The 22,807-nt window shown below is 58.4% G+C and carries 19 protein-coding genes; 9 read left to right on the top strand and 10 right to left on the bottom strand.

Annotated features, from left to right (window positions below):
- Positions 1-420 precede the first annotated feature (420 nt).
- The 4 genes from HEP89_RS15580 to HEP89_RS15565 are packed head-to-tail and all read right to left on the bottom strand — an operon-like array spanning position 421 to position 3,879.
- Positions 421-1,509 (bottom strand): 4-oxalomesaconate tautomerase, encoded by a 1,089-nt coding sequence (locus HEP89_RS15580; RefSeq protein ID WP_168692455.1) that lies wholly within the window; start codon positions 1,507-1,509, stop codon positions 421-423.
- Positions 1,502-2,173, bottom strand: a complete 672-nt coding sequence (locus HEP89_RS15575) for a 4-carboxy-4-hydroxy-2-oxoadipate aldolase/oxaloacetate decarboxylase (protein ID WP_062487870.1) — start codon at positions 2,171-2,173, stop codon at positions 1,502-1,504. Before HEP89_RS15575 ends, HEP89_RS15580 begins: the two co-directional genes overlap by 8 nt.
- Before the next feature lie 9 nt (positions 2,174-2,182).
- Positions 2,183-3,136: a VOC family protein gene (locus HEP89_RS15570; protein ID WP_168692454.1), complete on the bottom strand. Its 954-nt coding sequence runs from the start codon at positions 3,134-3,136 to the stop codon at positions 2,183-2,185.
- A gap of 8 nt (positions 3,137-3,144) precedes the next feature.
- Positions 3,145-3,879 (bottom strand): PIG-L deacetylase family protein, encoded by a 735-nt coding sequence (locus HEP89_RS15565; RefSeq protein ID WP_077292241.1) that lies wholly within the window; start codon positions 3,877-3,879, stop codon positions 3,145-3,147.
- Positions 3,880-4,082: 203 nt separating this feature from the next.
- Here HEP89_RS15565 and HEP89_RS15560 point away from each other — a divergent pair, with 203 nt between their 5' ends.
- From HEP89_RS15560 to HEP89_RS15545, 4 genes are all read left to right on the top strand, one after another.
- On the top strand, positions 4,083-5,249 hold the full coding sequence (locus HEP89_RS15560) for a LysR family transcriptional regulator (protein ID WP_197923232.1): 1,167 nt from the start codon (positions 4,083-4,085) through the stop codon (positions 5,247-5,249).
- A 168-nt stretch (positions 5,250-5,417) separates the two neighbouring features.
- Positions 5,418-6,407, top strand: a complete 990-nt coding sequence (locus tag HEP89_RS15555; RefSeq protein ID WP_168692452.1) for a TRAP transporter substrate-binding protein — start codon at positions 5,418-5,420, stop codon at positions 6,405-6,407.
- Positions 6,408-6,412: 5 nt separating this feature from the next.
- The gene (locus HEP89_RS15550) at positions 6,413-6,919 is read left to right on the top strand and encodes a TRAP transporter small permease (RefSeq protein ID WP_062487862.1); all 507 of its coding nucleotides are present in this window, start codon (positions 6,413-6,415) and stop codon (positions 6,917-6,919) included.
- The gene (locus tag HEP89_RS15545; protein ID WP_168692451.1) at positions 6,916-8,220 is read left to right on the top strand and encodes a TRAP transporter large permease; all 1,305 of its coding nucleotides are present in this window, start codon (positions 6,916-6,918) and stop codon (positions 8,218-8,220) included. Before HEP89_RS15550 ends, HEP89_RS15545 begins: the two co-directional genes overlap by 4 nt.
- A 178-nt stretch (positions 8,221-8,398) precedes the next feature.
- Here the strand turns inward: HEP89_RS15545 and HEP89_RS15540 are convergent, their stop codons facing one another.
- Genes HEP89_RS15540 through HEP89_RS15520 form a run of 5 tightly spaced genes read right to left on the bottom strand, consistent with a single transcriptional unit; the run spans position 8,399 to position 14,825 of the window.
- A complete protein-coding gene (locus HEP89_RS15540; RefSeq protein ID WP_168692450.1) occupies positions 8,399-9,691 on the bottom strand; it encodes a glycerate kinase in 1,293 nt (430 codons plus the stop codon).
- On the bottom strand, positions 9,678-10,748 hold the full coding sequence (locus tag HEP89_RS15535) for a tartrate dehydrogenase (protein WP_168692449.1): 1,071 nt from the start codon (positions 10,746-10,748) through the stop codon (positions 9,678-9,680). The genes HEP89_RS15540 and HEP89_RS15535 overlap by 14 nt, the downstream gene beginning before the upstream one ends.
- Positions 10,749-10,756: 8 nt before the next feature.
- Positions 10,757-11,839 (bottom strand): tartrate dehydrogenase, encoded by a 1,083-nt coding sequence (locus tag HEP89_RS15530; RefSeq protein ID WP_168692448.1) that lies wholly within the window; start codon positions 11,837-11,839, stop codon positions 10,757-10,759.
- Positions 11,840-11,852: 13 nt separating this feature from the next.
- Complete coding sequence (locus tag HEP89_RS15525) at positions 11,853-13,856, bottom strand: tripartite tricarboxylate transporter permease (protein WP_168692447.1); 2,004 nt, start codon at positions 13,854-13,856, stop codon at positions 11,853-11,855.
- A gap of 12 nt (positions 13,857-13,868) precedes the next feature.
- A complete protein-coding gene (locus tag HEP89_RS15520) occupies positions 13,869-14,825 on the bottom strand; it encodes a tripartite tricarboxylate transporter substrate binding protein (protein WP_168692446.1) in 957 nt (318 codons plus the stop codon).
- A 220-nt stretch (positions 14,826-15,045) separates the two neighbouring features.
- On the opposite strand from HEP89_RS15520, the gene HEP89_RS15515 reads away from it, so the two are divergent.
- The 5 genes from HEP89_RS15515 (at position 15,046) to HEP89_RS15495 (ending at position 21,825) form a co-directional block, all read left to right on the top strand.
- Positions 15,046-15,984 carry a LysR family transcriptional regulator gene (locus HEP89_RS15515; RefSeq protein ID WP_077292232.1) on the top strand — a complete coding sequence of 313 codons (939 nt, stop codon included), beginning with the start codon at positions 15,046-15,048 and terminating at the stop codon, positions 15,982-15,984.
- A 44-nt stretch (positions 15,985-16,028) separates the two neighbouring features.
- Entirely contained in the window at positions 16,029-16,955 is a 927-nt protein-coding gene (locus HEP89_RS15510) for a LysR family transcriptional regulator (protein ID WP_077292231.1), read from the top strand.
- Between the two features lie 111 nt (positions 16,956-17,066).
- On the top strand, positions 17,067-18,230 hold the full coding sequence (locus HEP89_RS15505; RefSeq protein ID WP_062491459.1) for a mandelate racemase/muconate lactonizing enzyme family protein: 1,164 nt from the start codon (positions 17,067-17,069) through the stop codon (positions 18,228-18,230).
- A gap of 387 nt (positions 18,231-18,617) precedes the next feature.
- Positions 18,618-20,987 (top strand): arylsulfatase, encoded by a 2,370-nt coding sequence (locus HEP89_RS15500; protein WP_168692445.1) that lies wholly within the window; start codon positions 18,618-18,620, stop codon positions 20,985-20,987.
- 307 nt (positions 20,988-21,294) lie between these two features.
- Positions 21,295-21,825: a GNAT family protein gene (locus HEP89_RS15495; RefSeq protein WP_158514166.1), complete on the top strand. Its 531-nt coding sequence runs from the start codon at positions 21,295-21,297 to the stop codon at positions 21,823-21,825.
- A gap of 73 nt (positions 21,826-21,898) precedes the next feature.
- Here HEP89_RS15495 and HEP89_RS15490 read toward each other — a convergent pair whose 3' ends face one another.
- Entirely contained in the window at positions 21,899-22,210 is a 312-nt protein-coding gene (locus HEP89_RS15490) for a DUF1778 domain-containing protein (RefSeq protein WP_168692444.1), read from the bottom strand.
- Between the last annotated feature and the right edge of the window lie 597 nt (positions 22,211-22,807).

Raw genomic sequence — 22,807 nt, 5'->3', positions numbered from 1 at the left:
AGCGAACGACCGCTTCCCGCCCATACGGACTTTTATGAGTCACACAATGAACGGCAGATCTAAAGATCATGCCGAAGGTTTGCGATTGCGCGCATGTTGCCGGTCGCAAGATCAAACAATGCACGATCTCTCAGGCATCCCTCCCGATCGAGAAAGAAGCGGATTGCCCAGATCTGGCGTTGTTTCAACGGCTTGAGACGCCGACCCTTCGACCGGCATTCCAAGCTGAGCACCCCATTGCATTCGGATCAAATTGTGCAGTACCCATTTCCATTCTCCTTTGACCACCGTTGGTCATCTGGAGAACACTTGAGTTCAACGTGGGGACCGATAGCGAAATGCCTGCGATCGGACCCGGTGCAGTGAAGCCTGTGTTTCTACATCTTCAAATTTAACCGTTTCCCAGAACTATTTTTCTTTTCACACCAGTGACTTAGCCTTGCAAGCAGGAAACACGCGACCGTCAAAGAGCTTTCTCGCGGTTCGCATGACGCCGGCTCCGGTGACGCCACCGGAGGCATTCTGTTCGATCAGCACTTCCGCGGCTCCGCTCGGATGCTCAACCTTGAAAACGCCGTCGTTCGGCAGCCTGGCACAGTCTGCGGCCGGGCCGGTTGCAAGCGTGCAGGCAGTGGCAGCCGTTACGGCACCAAAAACGCCGATGGAGGCATGGCATCGATGAGGAATGAGGCTGCGGGTCGAGATCGTCCCTCCCCCCATCGGAGGTGAGACCAAAGTCATTTTCGGCACGGATTTATCGGTGACATCGCCGAGGTTCATCAAGAGTCCGGCCTTCAGGCGGATTGCCTCGATGCGGGCCTTCAGCACCTCGTTGCCGTCGATATCCTCACGGCTTTCAGTTCCCGTCAGGCCGAAATCGGAGGCGCGGAGGATTACGCAAGGCATGCCGTTGTCGATCAGCGTGACTTCGACCCCATCGATAGTGTCGGTCTCGTTTCCTGTCGGCAGCAGAGCGCCGCACATGGCGCCGGCAATGTTCTGGAAAAACATTGGTACCGGCGCGTGATGGCCGGGGACACCGGCAATCGACGTTGACCCCGCATAGCTGACGCGGCCGCCAGGCGTTGTCACTCGGGCAACCGCCGTCTCGCCAGAATTCACCATATGGATACGGACCGGCGTCTCACCGTCTTTCGCCTTTACCAAGCCACGTTCGATCGCGAAGGGGGCAACGGCTGCCAGTATGTTTCCGCAAGCTTGCGCATCGGTGACGACCGCCCGGTCGACGAAAACCTGTAGAAACAGATAGTCAACATCCGCATCATCGCGTGTCGGCGCACTGACAATGGCCGCCTTCGAGGTCAGCGGATCGGCACCGCCTATGCCGTCGATCTGGACCGGGTCGGGCGAACCCATGATACGAAGCAGAAGTGCATCGCGTTCCTGAGGGTCGGAGGGCAGGTCGGACGCCAGAAAAAAGGCCCCCTTCGAAGTGCCCCCACGCATCCAGAGACAGGGGATGCCGTCGATTTCGAAAGCTTCAGACATATTTCAGGCCCTTCTCTGCAAGCCGTGGTCGCATGTCATAGATATCGAGCCCAAGTTCCCCCGCCGCAAGCCGTTTTCGCTTGGCTTCTTCGGCTGCAAGACGCTTTTCGGCGGCGGCGAGAACGATTTCCGAGTCCTCTCGGCGCACAACACAGACGCCGTCCTCATCGGCGACGATGACATCGCCGGCATCGATCGCCTGTCCGGCACAAACGATGGGCACGTTCACTGAACCTAGAGTTTCCTTGACCGTTCCTTGCGCCGAGATCGACTTCGACCAGACGGGAAAGCCCATCTCCGCCAGATCGGCTACATCGCGTACGCCGGCATCGATCACCAGCCCTCGGCAGCCCCGTGCCATGGCCGAGGTTGCCAGGAGATCACCGAAATAGCCGTTATCGCAAGGACTGGTTGGAGCCAGCACCAGGATGTCACCCTCGCTCAGCTGTTCGATGGCGACGTGCAGCATCCAGTTGTCGCCCGGAGGCGCGGAAATGGTAACGGCAGAGCCTGCGATGCGGGCACCCCGGTAAATGGGGCGCATATAACTGGCAAGACAGCCGATGCGTCCCTGGGCCTCGTGCACGGTCGCAACGCCTGCCGCGCCGAGAGCCTTGATCACCGCGCCGTCGGCACGTTGGATATTGGTTCGGACGATACCCATGACGAAATCCTATTTCCTGGTCGGCGGTGTGCCGTGGGTGTGGAAGGTTTCGATGGTCTTCAGACCCCAAGCCTGTCCTTTTTTACGGTCCGCCTCTGTCCAGCAGACCGGTTCCCAGTCGGGTGCGAGGATCAGCCGAGCGCCAGCATTGGCAAGCTCGACCCGATTGCCGGCCGGTTCCCAGACATAGAGGAAGAAGGTGCCCTGGATCGCATGTTTGTGCGGCCCGGTTTCGATATGAACGCCGTTCTGAAGGAAGATATCGGCGGCCCGCAGAATGTCTTCGCGTTGGTCGGTCGCATATGTAACGTGATGCAGCCGCCCGGCACCGCCGCCATGTTCTTCCGTGCAAGCAAGGTCGTAAGTCTTGTTGTTGACCGTGAACCAGCCGCCGCCGATCCGGCCATTGTCGAGCTGGATATATTCCGTCACCCGGCTGCCAAGGCAGGTTTCCATGAACTGGCGGAACTCGCTGACGTCTTCGGACAGCAGGTTGAGGTGATCAAGCCGTCGCGGCGCTGCGCCGGTAAAGGCGGAGGCAGTGTTCTTGAGTGCCGCCTTCTCTGTATCCTGTTGTGGCTTGAACCATTTGGTTTCGTAGTAGATTTCGAACACGTGGCCAAACGGATCCTCGAAGCGAAAAGCGCGGCCGTGGCCAAGATCACCGGACACCCAGCCGTGCACCTTGTAACCGGAGCCCTCGATAGCACGGACACGCCGGTTGAGCGCCTCCGGTGAGGCAGTACGATAAGCCACGTGACCGATGCCCGTAGTCGAGTGACGCGACAGCTTCAGCGAATGGAATTCGTAGTCGTCCCAGGCCCTCAAGTAAGCGGATGTCTCGTCCTCACCGGAAAGCGTCAGGCCGTAGACATCGGTGAAGAAGGCTAGGCTTTCCTCGTAGCGGTCGGTGTACATCTCGACATGGCCCAGATGGGCGACATCATGGCAATGATCCGGCATTGGAGACCTCAGAGTTCGTCTACGGTGCGCGGAAAGATCGACTGAAAGCCTTCCGCATATTTGCAGTCCCGGCCACCTGACTGGCCGCCGGAATTGCGTTTGAAATGGTTGGCTCGGTTGACCGCGACGCGGGTGTAATAGTCCCAGAGATGTTCCTGGCCAGCCATGCTTTCGATGGCCGCGCGCTTCTTTTCCCAGACGGATGTGATGTCCAGGAACGTGTCCGGCTTCCAGCCCATCTGCTCCGTCTGGTGCGGTTCAAAGAGGTAAAGCTGCGGCGCACCGAGCACTTTTTCACCCGGGTTGTGGCCCCAGGCCTGTGCGATCATCCGGCATTCAAGTGCGACCTGGGTCGCGTACATGTGATCGGTGTTGTAGGGGTCATATTGCGAGTGGCTCAGCATGAAGCTCGGTTGAACCTTGCGGATGACATCGACAACGCAGGCCTTGTCTTCCCGTGTCAGTTCGAGCGGGTAATCACCTAGATCAAGGCAGACGAGATCATGCACGCCGAGTTTTTCGGCTGCGGTTTCCGCCTCCTTGCGGCGCACGCCCTTGACGCGATCGAGTGTCATTCCTTCCTGCTTCCAGAGCTTTGCGCTTTCTCCGCGCTCGCCGAATGACAGGCAGAGGACGGTGACGTCGTAGCCGAGCTCGCCATGCAGCGCGATGGCGCCGCCACAGCGCCAGACGAAGTCGGCTGCATGGGCGCTGATGACAAGTGCAGTCTTGGAAGCTGGCATATCCGGTTTCCCTGTAATTGTTACTTGGCCGGATATTCCCGTCTCTTCCCGCAGAAGGCCAATTCAAAGGGACGCAACGCCTCATAAGTTTTGGCTATAAGGTCTTCCGTCAAAGCTTCTCTGCTGGCAGTCTATGAGGCAGGATCGTTGCGCTTACACAGTGCGTAACAAAGATGCCCGCGAGACGCCGACAGGAGAAAACGTTGGAATTCAATCTCCGTCATCTGCGCGTTTTTCTGTCCGCATCGCGCAACTCATCCATCACGAAGGCAGCGGAGGAATGCCGCCTGTCGCAACCGGCGGTAACTCAGGCCATCAACAAGCTGGAGGACCTGCTGGAAACGGCACTCTTTCAGCGGTCGGCTCATGGCGTCTTCGTCTCCCAGGTCGGCAAGGTGTTCGGACGCCGAGTTGAGCGGGCGCTTGGCCTCATCGACGCCAGTTTTCTGGCGACCGCTCCCCGTTTGCAGGTAACTGCCACCGCTGCCCAACTCCGTGCCTTCGTCGCCGTTTGCGATTGCGCCAACTTTACCCTTGCCGCGCGACGGCTCGGCATTGCCCAGCCGACTGTGCACCGGGCTGTCAGTCAGCTTGAGAAGGAGGCTCTGAAACCGCTTCTGGAGCGCACATCGAACGGAATCGTGCCGAGCCGTTCAGGACAGAGCCTCGCCCGCGCAGCCGATCTGATGTTCGCTGAGCTCGCCCAGGCCGCGATGGAAATGTCGGAACTGAAGGGTCGGGAAAGCGGGCGTATAGTCATCGGCGCCATGCCCTTGTCACGTGCTTATATCCTGCCATCGGTGGTAGCCGCCTTCCGAAAGGACTGGCCGCGGATCGAGCTGCAAGTCCTGGACGGGCCCTATGATGAGCTGATCCGGGAATTGCGGTGCGGTGCTGTCGATTTTCTCGTCGGCGCCCTGCGCAATCCGCTGCCGATCGAAGACGTCGAACAAAGCGCGCTCTTCAATGACAGTCTGACGGTGATGGCTCGCAAGGATCATCCGCTGGCCGGCAGAAGGGGCCTTATCGTTGACGACCTCAGGTCCTGGCCCTGGGTCGTTGCCGCCCGAGGCACGCCGACCCGCGGCCACTTCGATCGCCTGTTCAAGGAGAATGGCGGCCAGTTGCCGGAAAGTGTCGTGGAAAGCGGCTCGATGATCTTTGCCAGGGAGTTGCTGGCGTTGAGCGATCATCTTGCCTGTGTCTCCAGCCTCCAGGCAGGCCGCGAAATCGCGGCGGGCCGCATCGTCGCCTTGCCGTTTCGACTGCCGGACACTTCCCGTCCCATCGGCATCACCACTCGCACGGGCTGGGAGCCGACGGCCAGCCAGAAAGCGCTCCTGGCGCTGCTTCATCGCTACGACCACTGAAAACAAAGGCGAAACTCTATCGAAGCTAGCGGCATTATCTTTCAACTATAGCAAAAACTGATGGCGGCGGGATTGCTTTCAAATGGTGCACCAACCTCTCCGGTGAGAAGGAAAGAGCGATCCGGAACCCCTTGCGGTTCCGGCAACGCTCAACGGGAGGATCCGTCCATGAAAATATCCAAGGCACTTACCGGGGCTGCGCTGGCACTCGGCCTTTTTGCAAACGCCGCCCAGGCGAGCGAGCTGAAATTCGCCAATTTCATGCCGCCGGCCAACCCCTACCAGGCAGGCGCCTTCGAGCCCTTTGCCGAGAAGCTGGCTGCCGCCACCAACAACGAGATCACCGTTCACATCTATGCTGGTGGTGAACTCGGTCCGGGTCCGGTTGAGCAATTCTCCCGCGCCGTGGACGGTGTAGCGGATTTTGCGGTCGGCCTGCCTGGCTATACCGCCTCCCAGTTCCCGGTGACGCTGCTGACCGAACTTCCCGGCGTCATCGACGAAGAGACCGGCACGGAAGTCATCTGGAAGAACATCGCTCTCTTCAAGCCCGAATTCAAACGCGCCGTTCTCGTCAGCCTCTGGTCCAATGCCGACAACGTGCTCTACACCCGCGAAAAGCCGGTGCGCACACCAGACGATGTCAAGGGTCTGAAGATCCGTGTGCCTTCACGCAACGCGGGTCTGCTGGTCGAGGCCTGGGGTGCAACGCCTGTCTCGATGCCGGTTCCGGAGATCTACAATGCGCTGCAGACGGGGGTTATCGATGGAGCACTCATTGACGGGACCGGCACCAAGGCCTTCAAGCTTGGGGAAGTCTCCAAGTATCTCACTGTTGGCTTCGATACGACCATTTCCCCCTTCTTCATCGTCATGAACCGCGACAGTTTCGCCTCCCTGAACGATGAACAGAAGGCGGCTGTCGAGGAGATCGGCAAGGAGATTTCCGTGACCGCGAACGCGGTACAGCTGGCCGCGGCTCACAAGGGCATCGACGCCTTTGCCGAGATGGATGGCAAGCAGGTCATTCGCCTGTCCGACGAAGAGGCTGCTGCCTTCAACGCGCTCGCCGACGAGGCTCGTGCCAAGGCTATCGAAGAAGCCACCGCCAGCGGTATTGCCGCCGGTGATGTCGTCTCCGCACTGCAGGCGCAGTAACGGCAATGTCTCCCATTTCCAAAAAGGCCTGGCCGGCACTTGTCGACCGGGCCACTCTGGCCCTCGCTGCGCTCGCCGGTCTGTTCCTGCTCTTCCTGGTCGGTCTTGTCTTCGTGGCGGTATTGCTGCGCTACGTGGCTCAGAGCCCGATCCTCGGCATCAACGAGATCGTGCAACTGGTTGCAGTCGCCATCGTCATGCTGGCGCTACCCTGGTGCACGGATCGCAACGGGCATGTGCGTGCGGATGTCTTCGACAGTGCCATCGGACGTGCAGGCCGTTTCTCCGGCGACCTCTTCTCAAGATGTGTCAGCACCTTCGTGCTCTCCGTACTGGTCTACCGCTCCTGGCTGAAACTGCTTGATGCGCGCGAGTTCGAGGATGTCACCAACATGCTCTCCCTGCCGATCTGGCCCTTCTACGGGATGATGGTCGCAGGCATGGGCCTCTGTGTTTTCGTGATGGTTCTCCAGATCGTCGTCATTCTGATGACGGGTGAGGAAATGAAATGACGGATCTGACGCTTGGTGTCCTAGCCTTCGTCGCCCTTTTCGGCCTGATGATCTTCCGCACGCCGGTTGCGTTTGCCATGCTGATTGTCGGCTATTTCGGGATGGCCCTTCAGGAAGGGTTTCGCACCGCCGGCGCCGTTCTGGTCACAGAGACCTACTCCTCGGTCACCAACTATTCATTGATAGTGGTGCCAATGTTCGTCCTCCTAGGCAATGTGGCTTCCGCGGCGGGCTTCAGTCGCGGGCTTTACGATGCCGCCTATGCCTGGGTCGGCCGGTTCCGTGGTGGGCTCGCGTCTGCCTCCGTGCTCGGCTGCGCAGCCTTTTCCGCAGTCAGCGGCTCGTCGGTGGCGACCGCTGTCACTATCGGTAAAGTCGCCCTGCCGGAAATGCGCCGCCTTGGCTATGCAGACGGTCTCTCCACCGGTTCGATTGCTGCCGGTGGCACGCTCGGTTTCCTCATCCCGCCCTCTACTGGCTTCGTGCTCTATGCCATCCTGACGGAGGAATCGATCGGCCGCCTCTTCATGGCAGGCATTCTGCCGGGCCTCCTGATGACCGCTCTATTCATGGCGGCCATCTGGCTGACTGTGCTGAGAAAGCCGAAGGCAGGCCGCCCGGGCGATCCGATGGCCTTTTCCGACCGCTTGCGCATTCTCATTGCTGCGCTGCCGCTGATCGCTGTCATGGTGCTCTCCATTGGTGGAATCTATGCCGGGGTTTTCACCCCCGTAGAAGCCTCAGCCATCGGCGCCGGGCTCGTAATCCTGATCGCCCTTGCCACAGGGGCGCTTACGCTCAAGACATTCACAGGCGCAGTCCTGGAAACCGTACAGACCTCGGCGATGCTCTACATGATCGTCATCGGCGCCAATGTGCTCAATCCACTGCTCGCCGTCACCAAATTGCCGGTCGCCTTCTCCGATCTCCTGACCGTGCTCGGCTTTGGTCCCTATGGAACGCTGTTTCTGATCCTGATGTGCTACGTGGTGCTCGGCATGTTCCTGGACGGCCTTGCCATGCTGGTGATCACGCTGCCGATCTTCTTTCCCATCGTGCTGCAGCAGGGCTTCGATCCGATCTGGTTCGGCGTTGTCGCAGTGATCGTCATAGAGATGGGCATGATCACGCCGCCAGTGGGCCTCAACGTCTTCGTCATCCGCAGTGTTGCCCGGGATGTGCCCATGGCAACGATCTTCAAGGGCGTTGCTCCCTTTCTGCTGGCGATGATCCTCTGCCTGTTGCTGATCGTTTGCTTTCCGCAGATTGCATTGCTTTTGCCAAACAGCATGTTCGGATAACCGACCCGCACATCGGCAGGGAAAACAGCAAGTTAACTCGGAGCATAACGGGAAAAGACTTCTACTTCTTGCAAGAAGCAACCGAGCATCAACTTGAAGGCGCCCGCAACCAGATGGCATTTTGCTGCATGCGAACGACCAAAGAGGGAAGGCAAAGGCGACATTTGGCGACGGCAGGTCATCGCGAAACAAGAATTGCCCGGAAGTCGTTGACGTTCGTCAGGGTTGGGCCTGAAATAACCTGGTCGCCTAGCGCTGCAAAGAAGGAATGGCTGTCATTCTGGTCGAGTGCTGCGTGCATTGACACTCCCAGTGTCCGGGCACGGGCTGGCGTTGTTTCGTCGATCATCGCACCGGCGACCTCCGCTGCACCGTCGACACCGTCCGTATCGCAGGCAATGGCCGAGATGCCCTTCGCGCCTTCCAACGCGCAGGCGAGTGCGAGGCAGAATTCGGCGTTCGGTCCTCCGGTTCCCCGGCCGCGCCTAGAGACCGTGCATTCGCCTCCCGAAAGCAGCAAGGACGTCTCGCCCGGCGCAAGGACGGCAAGTTCTTCGAGTGCCGCCTTCGCGTGATCGGCTGCGACATCACGCGCCTCGCCTTCGATCGCATCTCCGAGCACTCTGACCCGAATGCCCAGCCGTGCCGCATGTTGCCTTGCGGCGTCGAGCGACATGGCAGGTGCGGCGATCATGACATTTTCCACCCGCGACAATTCGGGCACAGCCCAAGGCCACGTGCCCGCAGGACTGGCAAGAACGGCATGCATCGACGCGGTGAGCCCGATCGACCAGTGCGCGGCAATCTTCCTTGCGTCTTCCGGTGACGTTTCATCGGCAACCGTCGGGCCGGAGGCGACCATTGCTGGATCGTCTCCCGGAACATCGGAGATAATCAGCGACAGCATGCGGGCAGGCCAGGCTGCAGCAGCAAGACGACCTCCCTTGGCACGGGAAAGGTGCTTGCGCAGGGTATTCATCTGCGAGATCGGAGCACCCGAAGCGAGCAACGAACGGGTCAGCTCCTGCTCTTCTTCGAGGGTACTATTGCCAGCCGGACACGTCAGAAGGGCGGAGCCTCCGCCCGAGATCAGAGCCAGAACGAAATCATCCTCTTCGCAAGTATCGAGAAGCTGAAGCAGACGCCGCGTTCCGGCTTGCCCGCGACGGTCCGGGACCGGGTGCGAGGCGCAAACGACTTCAATCCCCTTCAGCTCCCGGGCGTATCCGTCGCGGGTCAGGATCAGGCCTTCACAAGCCCCCCAGACCGCCTCGACAGCCTCGCCCATCCTGGCGGAAGCCTTGCCGGCACCAATGACGACGACGCGCCCTCCCGGGCGCGGCGGCAACACGGAAGGTACGACGCGCATCGGGTCCGCAGCGGCGACAGCAACATCGAATAGTTCCTTCAGGACGGCGCGGTGCCGGCGGCCTTCGGAACGTTTAGCCACCCCCTTGTCAGGAAAGTGCATCGGCGACCGCCTTGCCGCAGGTTATCGTATCCGCCGTCCCGCCCAGATCGCGGGTTCTGAGCACCTGTTCGGCCAAGACCCGTTCGATTGCAGCAACAATGTCAGACGCGGCTTCGCTATGGCCCAGGTGGTCCAGCATCATGGCACCGGCCCAGATCTGCCCGATCGGGTTTGCAATTCCCTTGCCCGCGATATCGGGAGCCGAGCCGTGGACAGGTTCGAACAGCGAGGGGAATGTCCGCTCCGGATTGATGTTCCCGGACGGAGCGATGCCGATGGTTCCGGTGCATGCCGGGCCAAGATCGGAGAGGATGTCGCCGAACAGGTTGGAGGCAACCACCACGTCGAACCTGTCAGGGTTCAGCACGAAATGCGCCGTTAGGATATCGATGTGATACTTGTCGACACCGACATCCGGAAAGGCCTTGGCCATCTCCACAACCCGCTCGTCCCAATAGGGCATGGTGATCGAGATGCCGTTTGACTTGGTGGCCGAGGTCAGCCTCTTGCGCGGACGCTTCGCGGCCAGTTCAAAAGCGTATTTCAGGACCCGGTCCACACCGATCCGGCTCATGACAGTCTCCTGCAGGACCACCTCGCGCGGGGTATCGGCAAACATCTTGCCACCGATCGAGGAATATTCGCCTTCGGTATTCTCGCGCACGATCCACATGTCGATGTCGCCGGGCGCACGCCCCGCCAACGGGCAAGGCACTCCGGGCATGAGGCGGGCGGGACGCAGGCTGATATATTGGTCGAACTGGCGGCGGAACTGGATCAGTGATCCCCAAAGCGATACGTGGTCTGGAACGGTTTCGGGCCACCCCACCGCACCGAAATACAAGGCGTCGTGGGTTTCGATCCTGGATTTCCAGTCGTCGGGCATCATCTGCCCGTGCTTCGCGTAATAGTCACAGGACGCGAAGTCGAATTCGTCGAAATCCATGCCGATGCCGTGCCGCTTGGCGGCGGCTTCGAGAACGCGGAGCCCCTCCGGAACGACTTCCTTTCCGATGCCATCCCCAGGAATAACTGCGATTTTCAAATGATTGTTCATGGCGCTTCCTAGTCGTTGCGGCCGCGGATTGCAGCGATGACTGCGTCGGTGACCATGCGCGTGGTGGCCTTACCGCCAAGATCGGGCGTGTGCAGCGATGGATCGGCGGTGACGGTTTCAACCGCTTGCATCAGCCGTTCGGCTGCCGGCTTTTCGTTGAGGTGCTCCAGCATCATCGCGGCCGTCCAGAAAGTCGCCACCGGGTTGGCGACGCCCTTGCCGGTGATGTCGAAGGCACTGCCGTGGATCGGCTCGAACATCGATGGCGTGTCCCGTTCGGGGTTCAGATTCGCTGTCGGCGCGACTCCGATCGAACCGGAAAGAGCGGCGGCAAGATCGGAAAGAATATCTGCGTGCAAGTTGGTCGCGACGATCGTATCCAGCGAGGACGGGTTCATCACCATGCGTACGGTCATGGCGTCCACCAGCATCTTGTCCCAGGTTACGTCGGGAAATTCTCGTGCGATTTCGGCGGCGATCTCGTCCCAGAGCACCATGCCATGCCGTTGCGCGTTGGATTTCGTCACTACGGTCAGCAGCTTGCGTGGGCGGCTTTGCGCCAGCCGGAAGGCAAAGCGCATGATACGCTCAATACCGGCACGGGTGAAAATCGAGACATCCGTTGCCACTTCCAGCGGCAGGCCCGGGTGGGACCGACCACCCTGTCCTGCATACTCCCCTTCCGAGTTCTCACGAACAATAACCCAGTCGAGCTCTCCGCCGTTCACATGACGAAGGGGCGACCGAATGCCGGGCAGGACCCGGGTCGGGCGGACATTTGCGTACTGATCGAGCGGCTGGCAGATCGACAGGCGCAGTCCCCAGAGGGTCAGGTGATCGGACACATCGGGTGCGCCGACCGCACCGAAGAGGATCGCATCGAAGGCCCGCAACCGATTGGCGCCGTCCTTGGGCATGAATTCGCCCGTGCGTTTGTAGCGATCTGTCGACCAGTCAAAGCTCTCGACCTCGAATTCGAAGCTGCCGTCTCGGCCGGCCAGCGCATCCAGCACCTCCAGGCAAGCATCGACGACTTCCACACCTATCCCGTCGCCGCCGATGGCGGCGATCTTGTGCGTTCTCTTGCTCATGATTTACTCCAGTTCAGAAAAGCAGTCCGGCGGGCATGCGCAACAGCAACACATTCGCCATAAGCCACCAGAAGCCCGTACAGATCGCTATGCCGGCGGCAGACCAGATCAGCCAGACACGAACCGCCGGACGGTCGTAATCCGCGATCGCCATGATCAGTCCGAAAGCAACGAGGCTGGTGGCAAGGAAGCCGATCTCAGGCATAGCAATGACCCACGCCATCATTACCGCGCCGAGTGCCGTCCTGCGGCGGGTGCCGCTGTCAAAGGCCGGGTTTGTACTTGCTGGGCCTGCCGGACGGCGGATGTGCTGGACGATCAGCATTGCGGAAAAGACCATCAGGGCGACGGATATGGTTTTCGGAAACACCGAGCCCAATGGCGACATGCTACCGGCCACGGTGTAGGTCCACACGCCGAGCGCGATGAGGAGGGCGGCGATGACCATTGATGGCAGGTTGCGGGTCTTTCCTTCGGGCTCGATCCCAGCGCCGGCGTCCTCCACCACCGCACCGGCGACCTCGAGCTGGCGACGGCGTTTCGCCTTCCATTCCGACCAGATCGGGAAAAGGAGCGTCAGAAGCGCGACGCAGATGATACCGATGCTGATCGGACGCCCGAAGAACATTTCGGGAATACGGCCGGATGCATTGCCGATGAGCCAGGTCTGCACGAAGCCCTGTTCAGCGATCGAGCCGAGTACCAGACCGAGCACGATCGGCGAAGGCTGAAAGCCATAGCGGTTCAGGATCCAGGCGAGGATCCCGAGCGCGACCATGAGCTGAGAGTCCTCCACGTTGGAATGGATCGCAAAGGAGCCGATGATCGTCAGGAGAGCGACGGTCGGAGCAAGGACGGACTTGGGCACCTTGATGATGGAATTGTAGGCGTAGCGTCCGATCAGAAGTCCCACCGGCAGCATCAGCACCGTGGCTATCAGCAGTCCCCAGATGAAGGTGTAGACCACGGGTGCGTCGGTGGTGAACAGTGTCGGGCCTATCTTGATCCCCTGGACCAGGAGAGCGCCCAGGATGATCGCATCCGGCGGTGTTCCCGGAATCCCGAGGACCAGTGTCGGGATAAAGCCACCTCCGACAGTCGCGTTGTTGGCGGCCTCCGTCGCGATGACACCTTCGGGGTTACCCTTGCCGAAGCTTTCAGGCTCGCCCGACGAACGGCGGGCTTCGGAATAGGATACAAGACCTGCAATGGAACCGCCTGCACCCGGCAGAATGCCAATGACGGTACCGATGATGGAGGATCGCAGGATATTGAACTTACTCGCGATCGCCTTGCGCGTGCCTTCCATTAGCCTGAGGCCGCCGGTGGCAGAGGGTTTCAGGTGCGGGTCCGCGGTCGCGACGAGATCGAGGATCACCGGCACGCAATAAAGGCCGATGATTGCAGAAGTCAGATCGATCCCCGACAAGAAGCGCTGCATCCCCATGGTGTAGCGAACGTCTCCGCCGACAACGGCAACGCCGACCATCGACAGGAACAGGCCGATACAGGCGCCGATCAGTCCCTTTATCGTATTGCCGACAGACAGGGCCGCAATGAGGGTCAGTCCGAAGACTGCCAGCCAGAAATATTCCGTGGGGCCGAAGGCAAGCGCGACTTTAGCGAGCGGCGGTGCCAGCATCAGGAGTGCAAGCGCACCGATGATGCCGCCGGAAACCGATGCGATGGTTGCCAGCGAAATTGCAAGCCCGCCATCGCCACGCTTGGCCATGGGGAAGCCATCGAACGTCGTCGCGATCGCCGAAGGTGTTCCGGGCGTATTCACAAGGATTGCGGCAAAGGCGCCGCCGTAAATGGCGCCCGTGTAGATCGCGCCGAGGGCAATCAGGCCCGCGGCGGGATCCATGGTGAATGTGAAGGGGACAAGCACGGCCACCGCCATGGTCGCCGAGAGTCCGGGCAGTGCGCCAATCACCGTTCCGAGAACCACGCCGACAAGCGCGAGCATCAGGTTGAACGGCGTCAGGGCGTCCAGAAGGTAGCCGAGAATGTCCATCTTCGCATGCCGTTACTGAATGATACCCAGCGCTTTCGCGCCCTCGGTATATTCCTCGACCCGTTTGGCGACGAAGTCATCCATCTTGTCATAGCCAATGTCGGTCAGAACGAAGCCGCCGTCTTCCATCTTCTTGACGAAATCCGGCTGCGAATTGATCTTCGATACGATGTCGGAAATGCTCTGGCGCAGATCCTCGGGGGTCGAGGTCGGAACCGCAACGCCGCGGTAGGCACCGCCGACGATGTCATAGCCAAGTTCCTTGAAAGTTGGCACGTCGGGGAAGGCGGGCAGACGTTCTTCCGCCGCGACCGCAAGCATCCTGAGCGCATCCCCCTGGCTGATGCCGGAAGTCGCATAGTTGAAACCTGCCATCGTCGAGCCGCCAAGGACCGCGGTGATTGAAGGGCCTGTTCCGGAGAAAGGAACATATGTCGTCACCACGTCAGCCTGACTGTTGAAGCGGATCGCAGCGAGATTGTTCGACGAATTAGAACCCGATCCTGCGAAGGTGACGAGGCCCGGATTGGCCTTGGCGTATTCGATCAGTTCGCCAAGCGTGTTGAATTGGCTTTCCGCGCGCACGAAGATTGCGTCCGGCGTATAGTGGAAATAGTGCACTGGCGTCAGGTCCTCAGTGGCATATCCCACCGAACCGGCAAGCGGCTGAAGCACGGTATGCGGCATGTTGATGCCCATGATTGTGTAGCCGTCGCCCGGTAGCGAATTCAGCTGGGACCAGGCCTGCGCACCGCCCGCGCCGGGCTGATACTGGATGACGACCTGCTGACCGGTTACGTTCTCCCATTCGGACTGCTGGAACCGGGCAGAAATGTCGGATTCCCCGCCTGCATTGAACGGAATAATGTAGGTCATCGGCTTGTTCGGGAAATCTGCCGGCGACTGAGCGGCAGCGGAGCCCGCGGCCCCCAGCAACGCGACAAGAATGGTTGCGACTGTTTTCTTCATGGTTTCCTCCTCTTGGAATGCCGCGCGCGGCACACCGAAAATTGAAGCAGCACGCCGCATAGGCCATGGCCTGCGGACACGATCTGCTTACTACCCTGCGGAAAGGTTAGTTACGCCCAGGGTCCGGTCACTCCTCACAGACCGGCAAAAAGAGCCTAGACTGCTGCTCTAGAATAATTAAATTCAGATTTTGCACTTCATTATTGCGTAGGGGTAATCAATGAATGAGGGCGATCTGGGATTTTTCGTGCTTCTCGCAAGGCATGAAAGCTTCGTTGAGACAGCGCGGGAAATCGGGGTGACGGCATCAGCTGTTAGCCGGAGGCTTGCCCGACTTGAGGAGAGACTGGGTGTTCGCCTCATGAACCGCACGACACGCAGGGTCAGTCTTACAGGCGAAGGTGAAGCGTATTTCAGGAAGGCGGTTCGCCTGCTGGGCGAGATAGAGGAACTGGAAAACAGCCTCCGCGTGGGACGGGAGCGTCCCAGTGGTCTGCTGCGCATCAACGCCACCTTCGGGTTCAGCCGGGCCTACATAGCGCCGACCGTCGCGGAATTCTCGGACCGGTATCCCGACGTCGACGTGCAGCTGGTGGTGACCGATGCGCCGATGAATATCATCGAGCAGGGCTTCGATCTGAACATCCGGTTCGGCAATCCGCCGACAAGCAACCTGATCCAGCGTCTTCTGCAAAGGAACCGGCGTTTCATGTGTGCTTCCACCTCTTACCTGGAAACGCATGGGGAACCTAAATTATTGAAGGACTTGAAGGATCATCAATGCATCGTGCTCAGACAGGAGCATGACATCTACGATATCTGGAGGTTCGACGACCTTGGGGGAGAAACCGTTTCGGCGCGCGTGAACGGCAGACTGAGTTCGAACGACGGCGAGATTGCGCGCGAATGGATGCTGGCAGGCCATGGCATCATGCTCCGGTCAGAGTGGGATATAGCCAGTCATGTGCGCGAAGGTCGCCTACGGGTCGTTCTGCCGGACTATTTCCAGACAGCGAATATCTCGGCCATCTATCCGGAGCGTCACAACCTTACCGCAAAGGTCCGTCTCTTCGTTGACGCTCTTGCCGAGAGGATACAGAAAGCGAATGCAGCCGAACCGTTCCAGATCTCCAGTCAACATCTCAGCCGCGGGCAATAGGCATCGCGTTGAATGCGGCAACCTGCTACTAATGCAGAAATCGCATGGATCGCAAGGAAGGTCAGTCTATGGACCTGGCGCTGCTTGAGGACTTTCTCGAACTGGCGCGTGAAATGAACTTTTCACGCGCGGCCGAAAATCGGAACCTCACCCAACCTGCATTCAGCCGCCGCATCCGCACACTGGAGAGCGCCATCCAGACCCCCCTTGTTGTTCGCACCACGCGGCAGGTTGCCCTGACGCCGGCAGGCAAGGCGTTCCAGTCCCGGGCGGAAGTCATCGTCAGACTGCTTTCCGACGCTCGGCTGGAAGCTCTCGAAGCGGCGGGACAGGCGAAACGTTTCCTCAATCTCGCTGCCACCCATGCCCTGTCCTACACATTCGTACCCCGCTGGCTGATGCAGGTGGCGGGACCTGGCGAAGTCGGCACGCTCAACATGGTTTCGGACACGCATCGCCAATGCACCCGGCTGATGGAAAGCGGCGATGTCAATTTCTTCATCTGTCACAGAGGCCCTGTCGGCCCTTCAGTTCTGCCGGAAAGGCAATTCACCTACCATACGATCGGAAGAGACAGTCTCGTCCCGCTTTGTGCTCCAGATTCCGGAGGACACCCAATCTGGAACCTCGAAGCCGGTCTGCCGGACATCCCGTTCATATCCTATGCTGCCGCCTCAGGGCTGCACACCATCCTGGAATCCTACTGGGCAGTTTACGGACGCCCGCCCTTTCATGTTGCCATGAGCTCCGTTCTGGCCTCGGCCAATCTTGAAATGGCAAAAGAAGGTCAGGGCGTCGCCTTCCTTCCGCTTTCGCTGGCAGAGCCTGAACTCTCCCGTGGAAGTCTGGTGCGGTGCGCAAGGAAAGACAGTGACATCCTGGTTGAGGTCGTTATCTACCGCCCTCGTTCGCGCCTGTCTGCGCACAGCGAAGTATTCTGGCAGAAAACGGTGAGTGCCGGCGTTATGTGATTTATGCAATTTTTGCATAATTATACCCGGAAACGGCATTGGCCGGTTGAACCGGTCTTCGTCTAATTTTCCAGTCGACACCAACGCATGCAGCAAAACAGGAAAACACCAATGCGGATCGTCGACATCTGTGAGGTCACGAAACCGATCTCCTCACCAATTCGGAACGCCTATATCGATTTCAGCAAAATGACAGCAAGTCTTGTGGCCGTTGTGACCGATGTCGTCCGGGACGGACACCGGGTCGTGGGCTACGGCTTCAACTCCAACGGCCGTTACGGACAAGGTGGTCTCATCCGTGAGCGTTTTCGCGGCCGCGTGCTTGAAGCCGAACCAGCGTCGCTTTTGAACGATGAAGGAACGAACCTGGACGCCCACCGGATCTGGGCTGCGATGATGCAGAACGAAAAGCCTGGTGGACACGGAGAGCGCTCGGTCGCCGTCGGCACGATCGACATGGCTGTTTGGGACGCGATCGCGAAGATCGAAAGCAAGCCGCTGTTCCGCCTGCTCGCCGAGCGAAAGGGTGTAGAGGCCGATCCGCGCGTATTCGTCTATGCCGCCGGCGGATATTACTACCCCGGCAAGGATGACAGTGCCCTGCGCAAGGAGATGCGCGGTTATCTCGACCGCGGCTACAACGTGGTCAAAATGAAGATCGGCGGGGCTACGCTGGCGGAAGACCAGCGCCGGATCGAAGCGGTGCTCGCTGAAATTGACGGCGAGGCCCAGCTCGCCGTGGACGCAAACGGGCGGTTTGACCTTGAAACCGCCATCGCCTACGCAAAGATGCTGAGGCAATATCCGTTGTTCTGGTACGAGGAAATCGGCGACCCTCTCGACTATCAGCTACAGGCCGCGATGGCGGAATTCTATCCTGGCCCCATGGCAACGGGAGAAAACCTGTTCTCGCACCAGGATGCCCGCAATCTGATCCGCTATGGCGGGATGCGGCCGGATCGGGACTGGCTTCAGTTCGACTGCGCCCTTTCCTACGGTCTTGTGGAGTATCTGCGCACCCTTGATGTACTTGATGAGCTTGGCTGGTCACCGTCGCGCTGTATTCCCCACGGCGGACACCAGATGTCGCTCAACATCGCGGCGGGGCTGGGGCTTGGAGGCAATGAAAGTTACCCAGATCTGTTCCAGCCCTATGGAGGCTTTCCGGATGGCGTTGCGGTTTCAGATGGCCATATCGTGATCCCCGAACTCCCAGGTATCGGATTTGAAGGCAAATCGGACCTGATAAAGGTGATGCACGACCTGGCACGTTAAATTTTCTCAACTGCACACTGGCGCGGTCTTCAGACTTGGTTTGACATTGCCACAATCTCTAAGCATGGCAATCGGTTACTACCGCGCATTGTTAACAACGCATACCTTGGGGAGAGTCATGAAAAATGTCCGCTCTGAATACTAAGAGCAACAGACCATAATGTCCGGAATGGGGGCGCTGATCTGATTTGCAGCTCTTCACACTTACAGTCGGAATTGCAGACTCTCCAACTATTCAAGAGCTCAACGAAATTTCCAGGTTGGTTGGTTGAAATCGTTCCACCTGGGCGCAGCTACGAAGTCGCGTGAACTTTTGAAGGTGCTCAATTTAAAATAGTATGGCAACCTAAGTGCGTTGAATGTGACGGTTCCGTCAGGAGGCCAGAAATGTTGAACCAATTCGTTCGCCAAACCATGCAAGGTGGTATTGTTGCGCTGAGTGTGAGCGCATCGAGCGTGGCATTTGCCCAAGACATGCCCCGTGATGGATCTGTTCTTCCGTTGCCACCTGCGCCATTCGAAGGGACGATCACGGAGACGTTCGAAGGTTCGACGCAGGATTATCCGCAACCCGTCACACCTCCTGAAGGTGCTCCCAACGTTCTAGTGGTTCTCATCGATGATCTCGGTTTCGGACAACCAGGCACGTTCGGTGGCCCGATCCCAACCCCTGCAATGGATGCTTTGGCAGATGAGGGACTCCGCTACACACGGTTTCATACTACTGCCATCTGCTCCCCCACACGCGCGGCGCTGCTGACTGGACGCAATCATCACCAGAGTGGCTTCGGTACGATCACGGAGCTGTCCACCGGATATCCGGGATACAACAGCATATGGCCACGCTCATCCGGTACGATTGCGGAGATCCTCAAGGATCAAGGCTACTCCACTGCAGCCTTCGGTAAATGGCACAACACACCAGATTGGGAGACTTCCCCAATAGGGCCGTTTGATCGCTGGCCCACTGGTCTGGGTTTCGAATACTGGTACGGTTTTCAAGGTGGAGAAACTAGCCAGTGGGAGCCTCAACTTTTTCGCAACACCACGCCCGTCGAGCCCGCAACGCGCCCCGAAGACGGTTACAATCTCAACGTCGATTTGGTCGACGATGCGATCGCCTGGCTGGACCGCCAAAATTCGATCGCACCAGACAAGCCCTTCTTTCTTTATTTCGCGCCAGGAGCCGTCCACGCCCCCCTGCATGTCAGCAAAGACTGGATCGAAAAGTTTTCGGGTAAGTTCGATCAGGGATGGGACGCGGTACGCGAACAGACCCTGTCTAAACAAAAAGACATGGGACTCGTCCCCGCGAACACGGAGCTGACACCGAGACCGGATGAAATCGCTGCATGGGACTCGCTTGACGCGGATGCCCAAACTATTTTCAGCAGGCACCAGGAAGTGTTCGCCGGCTTTCTTGCCCAAACGGACCATGAGATAGGCAGGTTGATCGAGAAAGTTCGATCAACACCTGAGGGCGACAACACGCTGATCATCCTCGTGGCAGGCGACAACGGGCCGAGCGCAGAAGGCAGTGTCACTGGTACTCTCAACAATATGATGACCCAGAATGGCATACCGGACACGGTAGATGCGCAGTTGCCGGAGATCGACGAAATCGGCGGCCCGCTGCACGAAAACCATTACCCCGTTGGCTGGGCGTGGGCAGGGTCTTCCCCGTTTCAGTGGATGAAGCGCGTGCCCTCCCATTTCGGTGGAACCCGGAACGGCATGATCGTTAGCTGGCCCAGTCGAATTTCAGACAGTGGAGGAATCCGGACGCAGTTTCATCATGTCGTAGACATCGCCCCGACCATCTTGGAGGCCGTCGGCGTTCCGGAGCCCAAGGTCGTGAACGGAACAGAGCAGACACCCATGGCGGGTGTCAGTATGGATTACAGCTTCGCCGATGCTGCGGCACCCGGCACCCGACAGACCCAGTATTTCGAAACCGGCGGCCATAGAGCGCTCTATCATGACGGCTGGGTCGCCGCCTCGTTCCATGGCGCTCCATGGGTACTCACAGGCTCGGTGGGGTTCGAAGACAGCGTCTGGGAACTCTACAACATCGAGGAAGACTTTTCGCAAGCGCATGATCTAGCCGCCGAGAACCCTGAAAAGCTGGCCGAACTTCAGGCACTCTTCGACGAGGAGGCGCAAAAATTCGATGTCTACCCTCTGGACGACCGCTTTGCCGAGCGTGCGACAAACCCTGAGCGGCCTTCTGTCACGAAGGGCCGAACAGTGTTCACATACACCTCCGGCACAGTCCGCGTGCCTGAGGGTAGCGCTGCTCCAGCCTACCAGCGTTCTCATACGATCACTGCAGACATCGAAGTGTCTCAAGAAGGCGCTAGTGGCGTGCTAATTGCCAACGGCGGCTCCTCTGCGGGCTATACGCTCTACCTCGACGGTGGCGTTCCGGTCTACGAGTTCAACTTTTTCGGCAAAGAACGATACCGTGTCGCCGGAGAAACGCCACTCGAACCTGGCACTCACAGCGTGAAGATGGTCTACGAACAGGCACCGTTTAACCCGGGGAAGGAAGTCACAGGCGGGACCGCAACCCTACTTGTTGATGGAAATGAGGCCGCGACTGGAGAGGTAACGATGGTAGTTCCCGCGCGATACTCGGCAACGGAAACCTTGGACATAGGCATGGATCTTGGATCAACGGTTTCTCGTGCCTACGAAAAAGAAGCCCCTTTCCCGTTCAGCGGCACCATCAATAAGGTGACCGTAGAACTGCAATAACTTGATGGTGGTCGGTGATCGCATGCGCTTCAACATAGCGAGTGACGAACCTTAGCAAATGTGGGTGATTTCACTTTAGAGCGACTTTCCTACATCCCGTCTACCTGTCTTTAGTGTGAAAAATAAAGTTCGCTACGCCTGCATTGCAGAAGCAGACAAGCTCTCCAGAAGTCCTGTCGCGAACTTGACATCAAATACAAGCGGCCATTTTCCCTATAGCTTCAACTGTCTCAAAAAATTTCTCAATGAAAAGACTCTGTCATTTTGCCTGCGTATTTTTCGCATGTGTGTGTGTCTGGAGCTTCGAATGGCTCTAGATTTGACAACCCGTCGGTTGCAGTTAACCCAAGTTCGCTCCGAGGACTGGGAAGAGTATTATCCGATCATATCTGCTCCAGAGACATCGGCACACTCCGACTTACCTCGCGCGCCAACCGAAAAACGTGCAAGAGGATTTGTGGACTGGATGGTTCGCTTATCTCAGCAAAGCAAGGGTTTCGCCTGGATGGTACGTGACGTCGAGACCCGAGAACTCCTTGGCTGCATTCGCTTGAACTCAATCGACAAACGGGCGTCAGTAGCAGTCATCGGCTACGAGTTCGGCAAGCCTTTTTGGGGGAATGGATACGCTACAGAAACGCTGATCGTAGTCACCAAACATTGCCACCAGGTAATGAACCTCTACCGGCTGGAAGCTTGGACGTTGGCTGGAAATTTAGCCTCAGGCCGCGTTCTAACCAATGCAGGATTTAGATACGAGGGAACTCAAAGGCGGAAAATGATCATAGGGCGCCAGCGCTTCGACATGCGGCTATTCGGGCGATTGGCAGATGATTGACGCAACAATTTCTCTGACACAGGCATTTTGCGTAGAAACGAACGTGTAGCCCGAGTTTGAGCGACCCAAGCCGTCAGTCACCCTCGACGACAATCTCTCTGTGCAACTTGGCAGACCCCAACAGACTATCAGTTGGTGCAGCTGAGCGGTCTAGCGCCTCGAAAAATGTTGAGTGATCGTCCGGAGCCAGTACTGTCCTTTCATGAGCTGCAATGACATCTTGCGCGCGCAAGAATGCCGCAGTGGTCACGAAGGTGCTGAGACCCATTCCCGAAAGTTCTGCCGCCTTCATAATAGTCACCTTTATGAATGGTTTTGTGCGGATATACAGCCTGGCATCGCTCATCTCTTGCAGAGAAGTTGCAAGATCCGTTGCTTCCGTCATCTCCGTCTCCTTTTCGCGCATCGAGTGAATGGGATTTTCCAGAAAACCGCATGTCAAACGGCTGGACACTTCAAGATCTGGATTGCAGTTCGCAAAAGCACTGGATCAACAAGTTGCAAAGTTAGTTTGACGATCCGTCCGCTGTGTCCAACGGAGTGTTGGCCCTAAAGGTCAGTTCTGAGGCATCGACAAACTTCCATGCCCTTTCTCCAGATTTTCGCGATTTCCTGAACGAGGCGGCTCTCCAGGTTCCGAGCAGCCTTTCGAGACCATCAATCAGAACCAGCTGACAGAACGCATAAATCGTCAAACCACCGAGACCAATCCAACAAACCACAGTCGGCTCCAAAACCCCGTGGAACAAAAGAAAAGCTGCAAAAAGAGGCAGGACGAGCGCGCATAAGGATATGACCTTGCTTCTGACCACATTCCGTTTCCAGAATTGAAGAATTTCTTCTTCGCTTAGGATCGGTAATCATCCCCGCAAACCATTGGGTTGAAAATTGGACTTCTCCGGCCTTTTATACGCTTGGAGAACGACATGAAGAAATCGAGATTTACGGAAAGCCAGATCCTGTCAATTTTGAAGCAGGGTGA

This window comes from Labrenzia sp. 5N (assembly GCF_012395805.1).
In the GTDB taxonomy this organism is placed as follows: Bacteria; Pseudomonadota; Alphaproteobacteria; order Rhizobiales; family Stappiaceae; genus Roseibium; species Roseibium algicola.
The sequence above is the reverse complement of the archived record's forward strand: the minus strand, read 5'-3'. Positions and strand labels throughout refer to the sequence as shown.

What these genes read in the sequence shown, in the direction of transcription:
- HEP89_RS15580 (WP_168692455.1), bottom strand. Translation starts at nt 1,509, where the DNA reads ATGTCTGAAGCTTTCGAAATCGACGGCATCCCCTGTCTCTGGATGCGT.
- HEP89_RS15575 (WP_062487870.1), bottom strand. Translation starts at nt 2,173, where the DNA reads ATGGGTATCGTCCGAACCAATATCCAACGTGCCGACGGCGCGGTGATC.
- HEP89_RS15570 (WP_168692454.1), bottom strand. Translation starts at nt 3,136, where the DNA reads ATGCCGGATCATTGCCATGATGTCGCCCATCTGGGCCATGTCGAGATG.
- HEP89_RS15565 (WP_077292241.1), bottom strand. Translation starts at nt 3,879, where the DNA reads ATGCCAGCTTCCAAGACTGCACTTGTCATCAGCGCCCATGCAGCCGAC.
- HEP89_RS15555 (WP_168692452.1), top strand. Translation starts at nt 5,418, where the DNA reads ATGAAAATATCCAAGGCACTTACCGGGGCTGCGCTGGCACTCGGCCTT.
- HEP89_RS15550 (WP_062487862.1), top strand. Translation starts at nt 6,413, where the DNA reads ATGTCTCCCATTTCCAAAAAGGCCTGGCCGGCACTTGTCGACCGGGCC.
- HEP89_RS15545 (WP_168692451.1), top strand. Translation starts at nt 6,916, where the DNA reads ATGACGGATCTGACGCTTGGTGTCCTAGCCTTCGTCGCCCTTTTCGGC.
- HEP89_RS15540 (WP_168692450.1), bottom strand. Translation starts at nt 9,691, where the DNA reads ATGCACTTTCCTGACAAGGGGGTGGCTAAACGTTCCGAAGGCCGCCGG.
- HEP89_RS15535 (WP_168692449.1), bottom strand. Translation starts at nt 10,748, where the DNA reads ATGAACAATCATTTGAAAATCGCAGTTATTCCTGGGGATGGCATCGGA.
- HEP89_RS15530 (WP_168692448.1), bottom strand. Translation starts at nt 11,839, where the DNA reads ATGAGCAAGAGAACGCACAAGATCGCCGCCATCGGCGGCGACGGGATA.
- HEP89_RS15525 (WP_168692447.1), bottom strand. Translation starts at nt 13,856, where the DNA reads ATGGACATTCTCGGCTACCTTCTGGACGCCCTGACGCCGTTCAACCTG.
- HEP89_RS15520 (WP_168692446.1), bottom strand. Translation starts at nt 14,825, where the DNA reads ATGAAGAAAACAGTCGCAACCATTCTTGTCGCGTTGCTGGGGGCCGCG.
- HEP89_RS15515 (WP_077292232.1), top strand. Translation starts at nt 15,046, where the DNA reads ATGAATGAGGGCGATCTGGGATTTTTCGTGCTTCTCGCAAGGCATGAA.
- HEP89_RS15510 (WP_077292231.1), top strand. Translation starts at nt 16,029, where the DNA reads ATGGATCGCAAGGAAGGTCAGTCTATGGACCTGGCGCTGCTTGAGGAC.
- HEP89_RS15505 (WP_062491459.1), top strand. Translation starts at nt 17,067, where the DNA reads ATGCGGATCGTCGACATCTGTGAGGTCACGAAACCGATCTCCTCACCA.
- HEP89_RS15500 (WP_168692445.1), top strand. Translation starts at nt 18,618, where the DNA reads ATGTTGAACCAATTCGTTCGCCAAACCATGCAAGGTGGTATTGTTGCG.
- HEP89_RS15495 (WP_158514166.1), top strand. Translation starts at nt 21,295, where the DNA reads ATGGCTCTAGATTTGACAACCCGTCGGTTGCAGTTAACCCAAGTTCGC.
- HEP89_RS15490 (WP_168692444.1), bottom strand. Translation starts at nt 22,210, where the DNA reads ATGACGGAAGCAACGGATCTTGCAACTTCTCTGCAAGAGATGAGCGAT.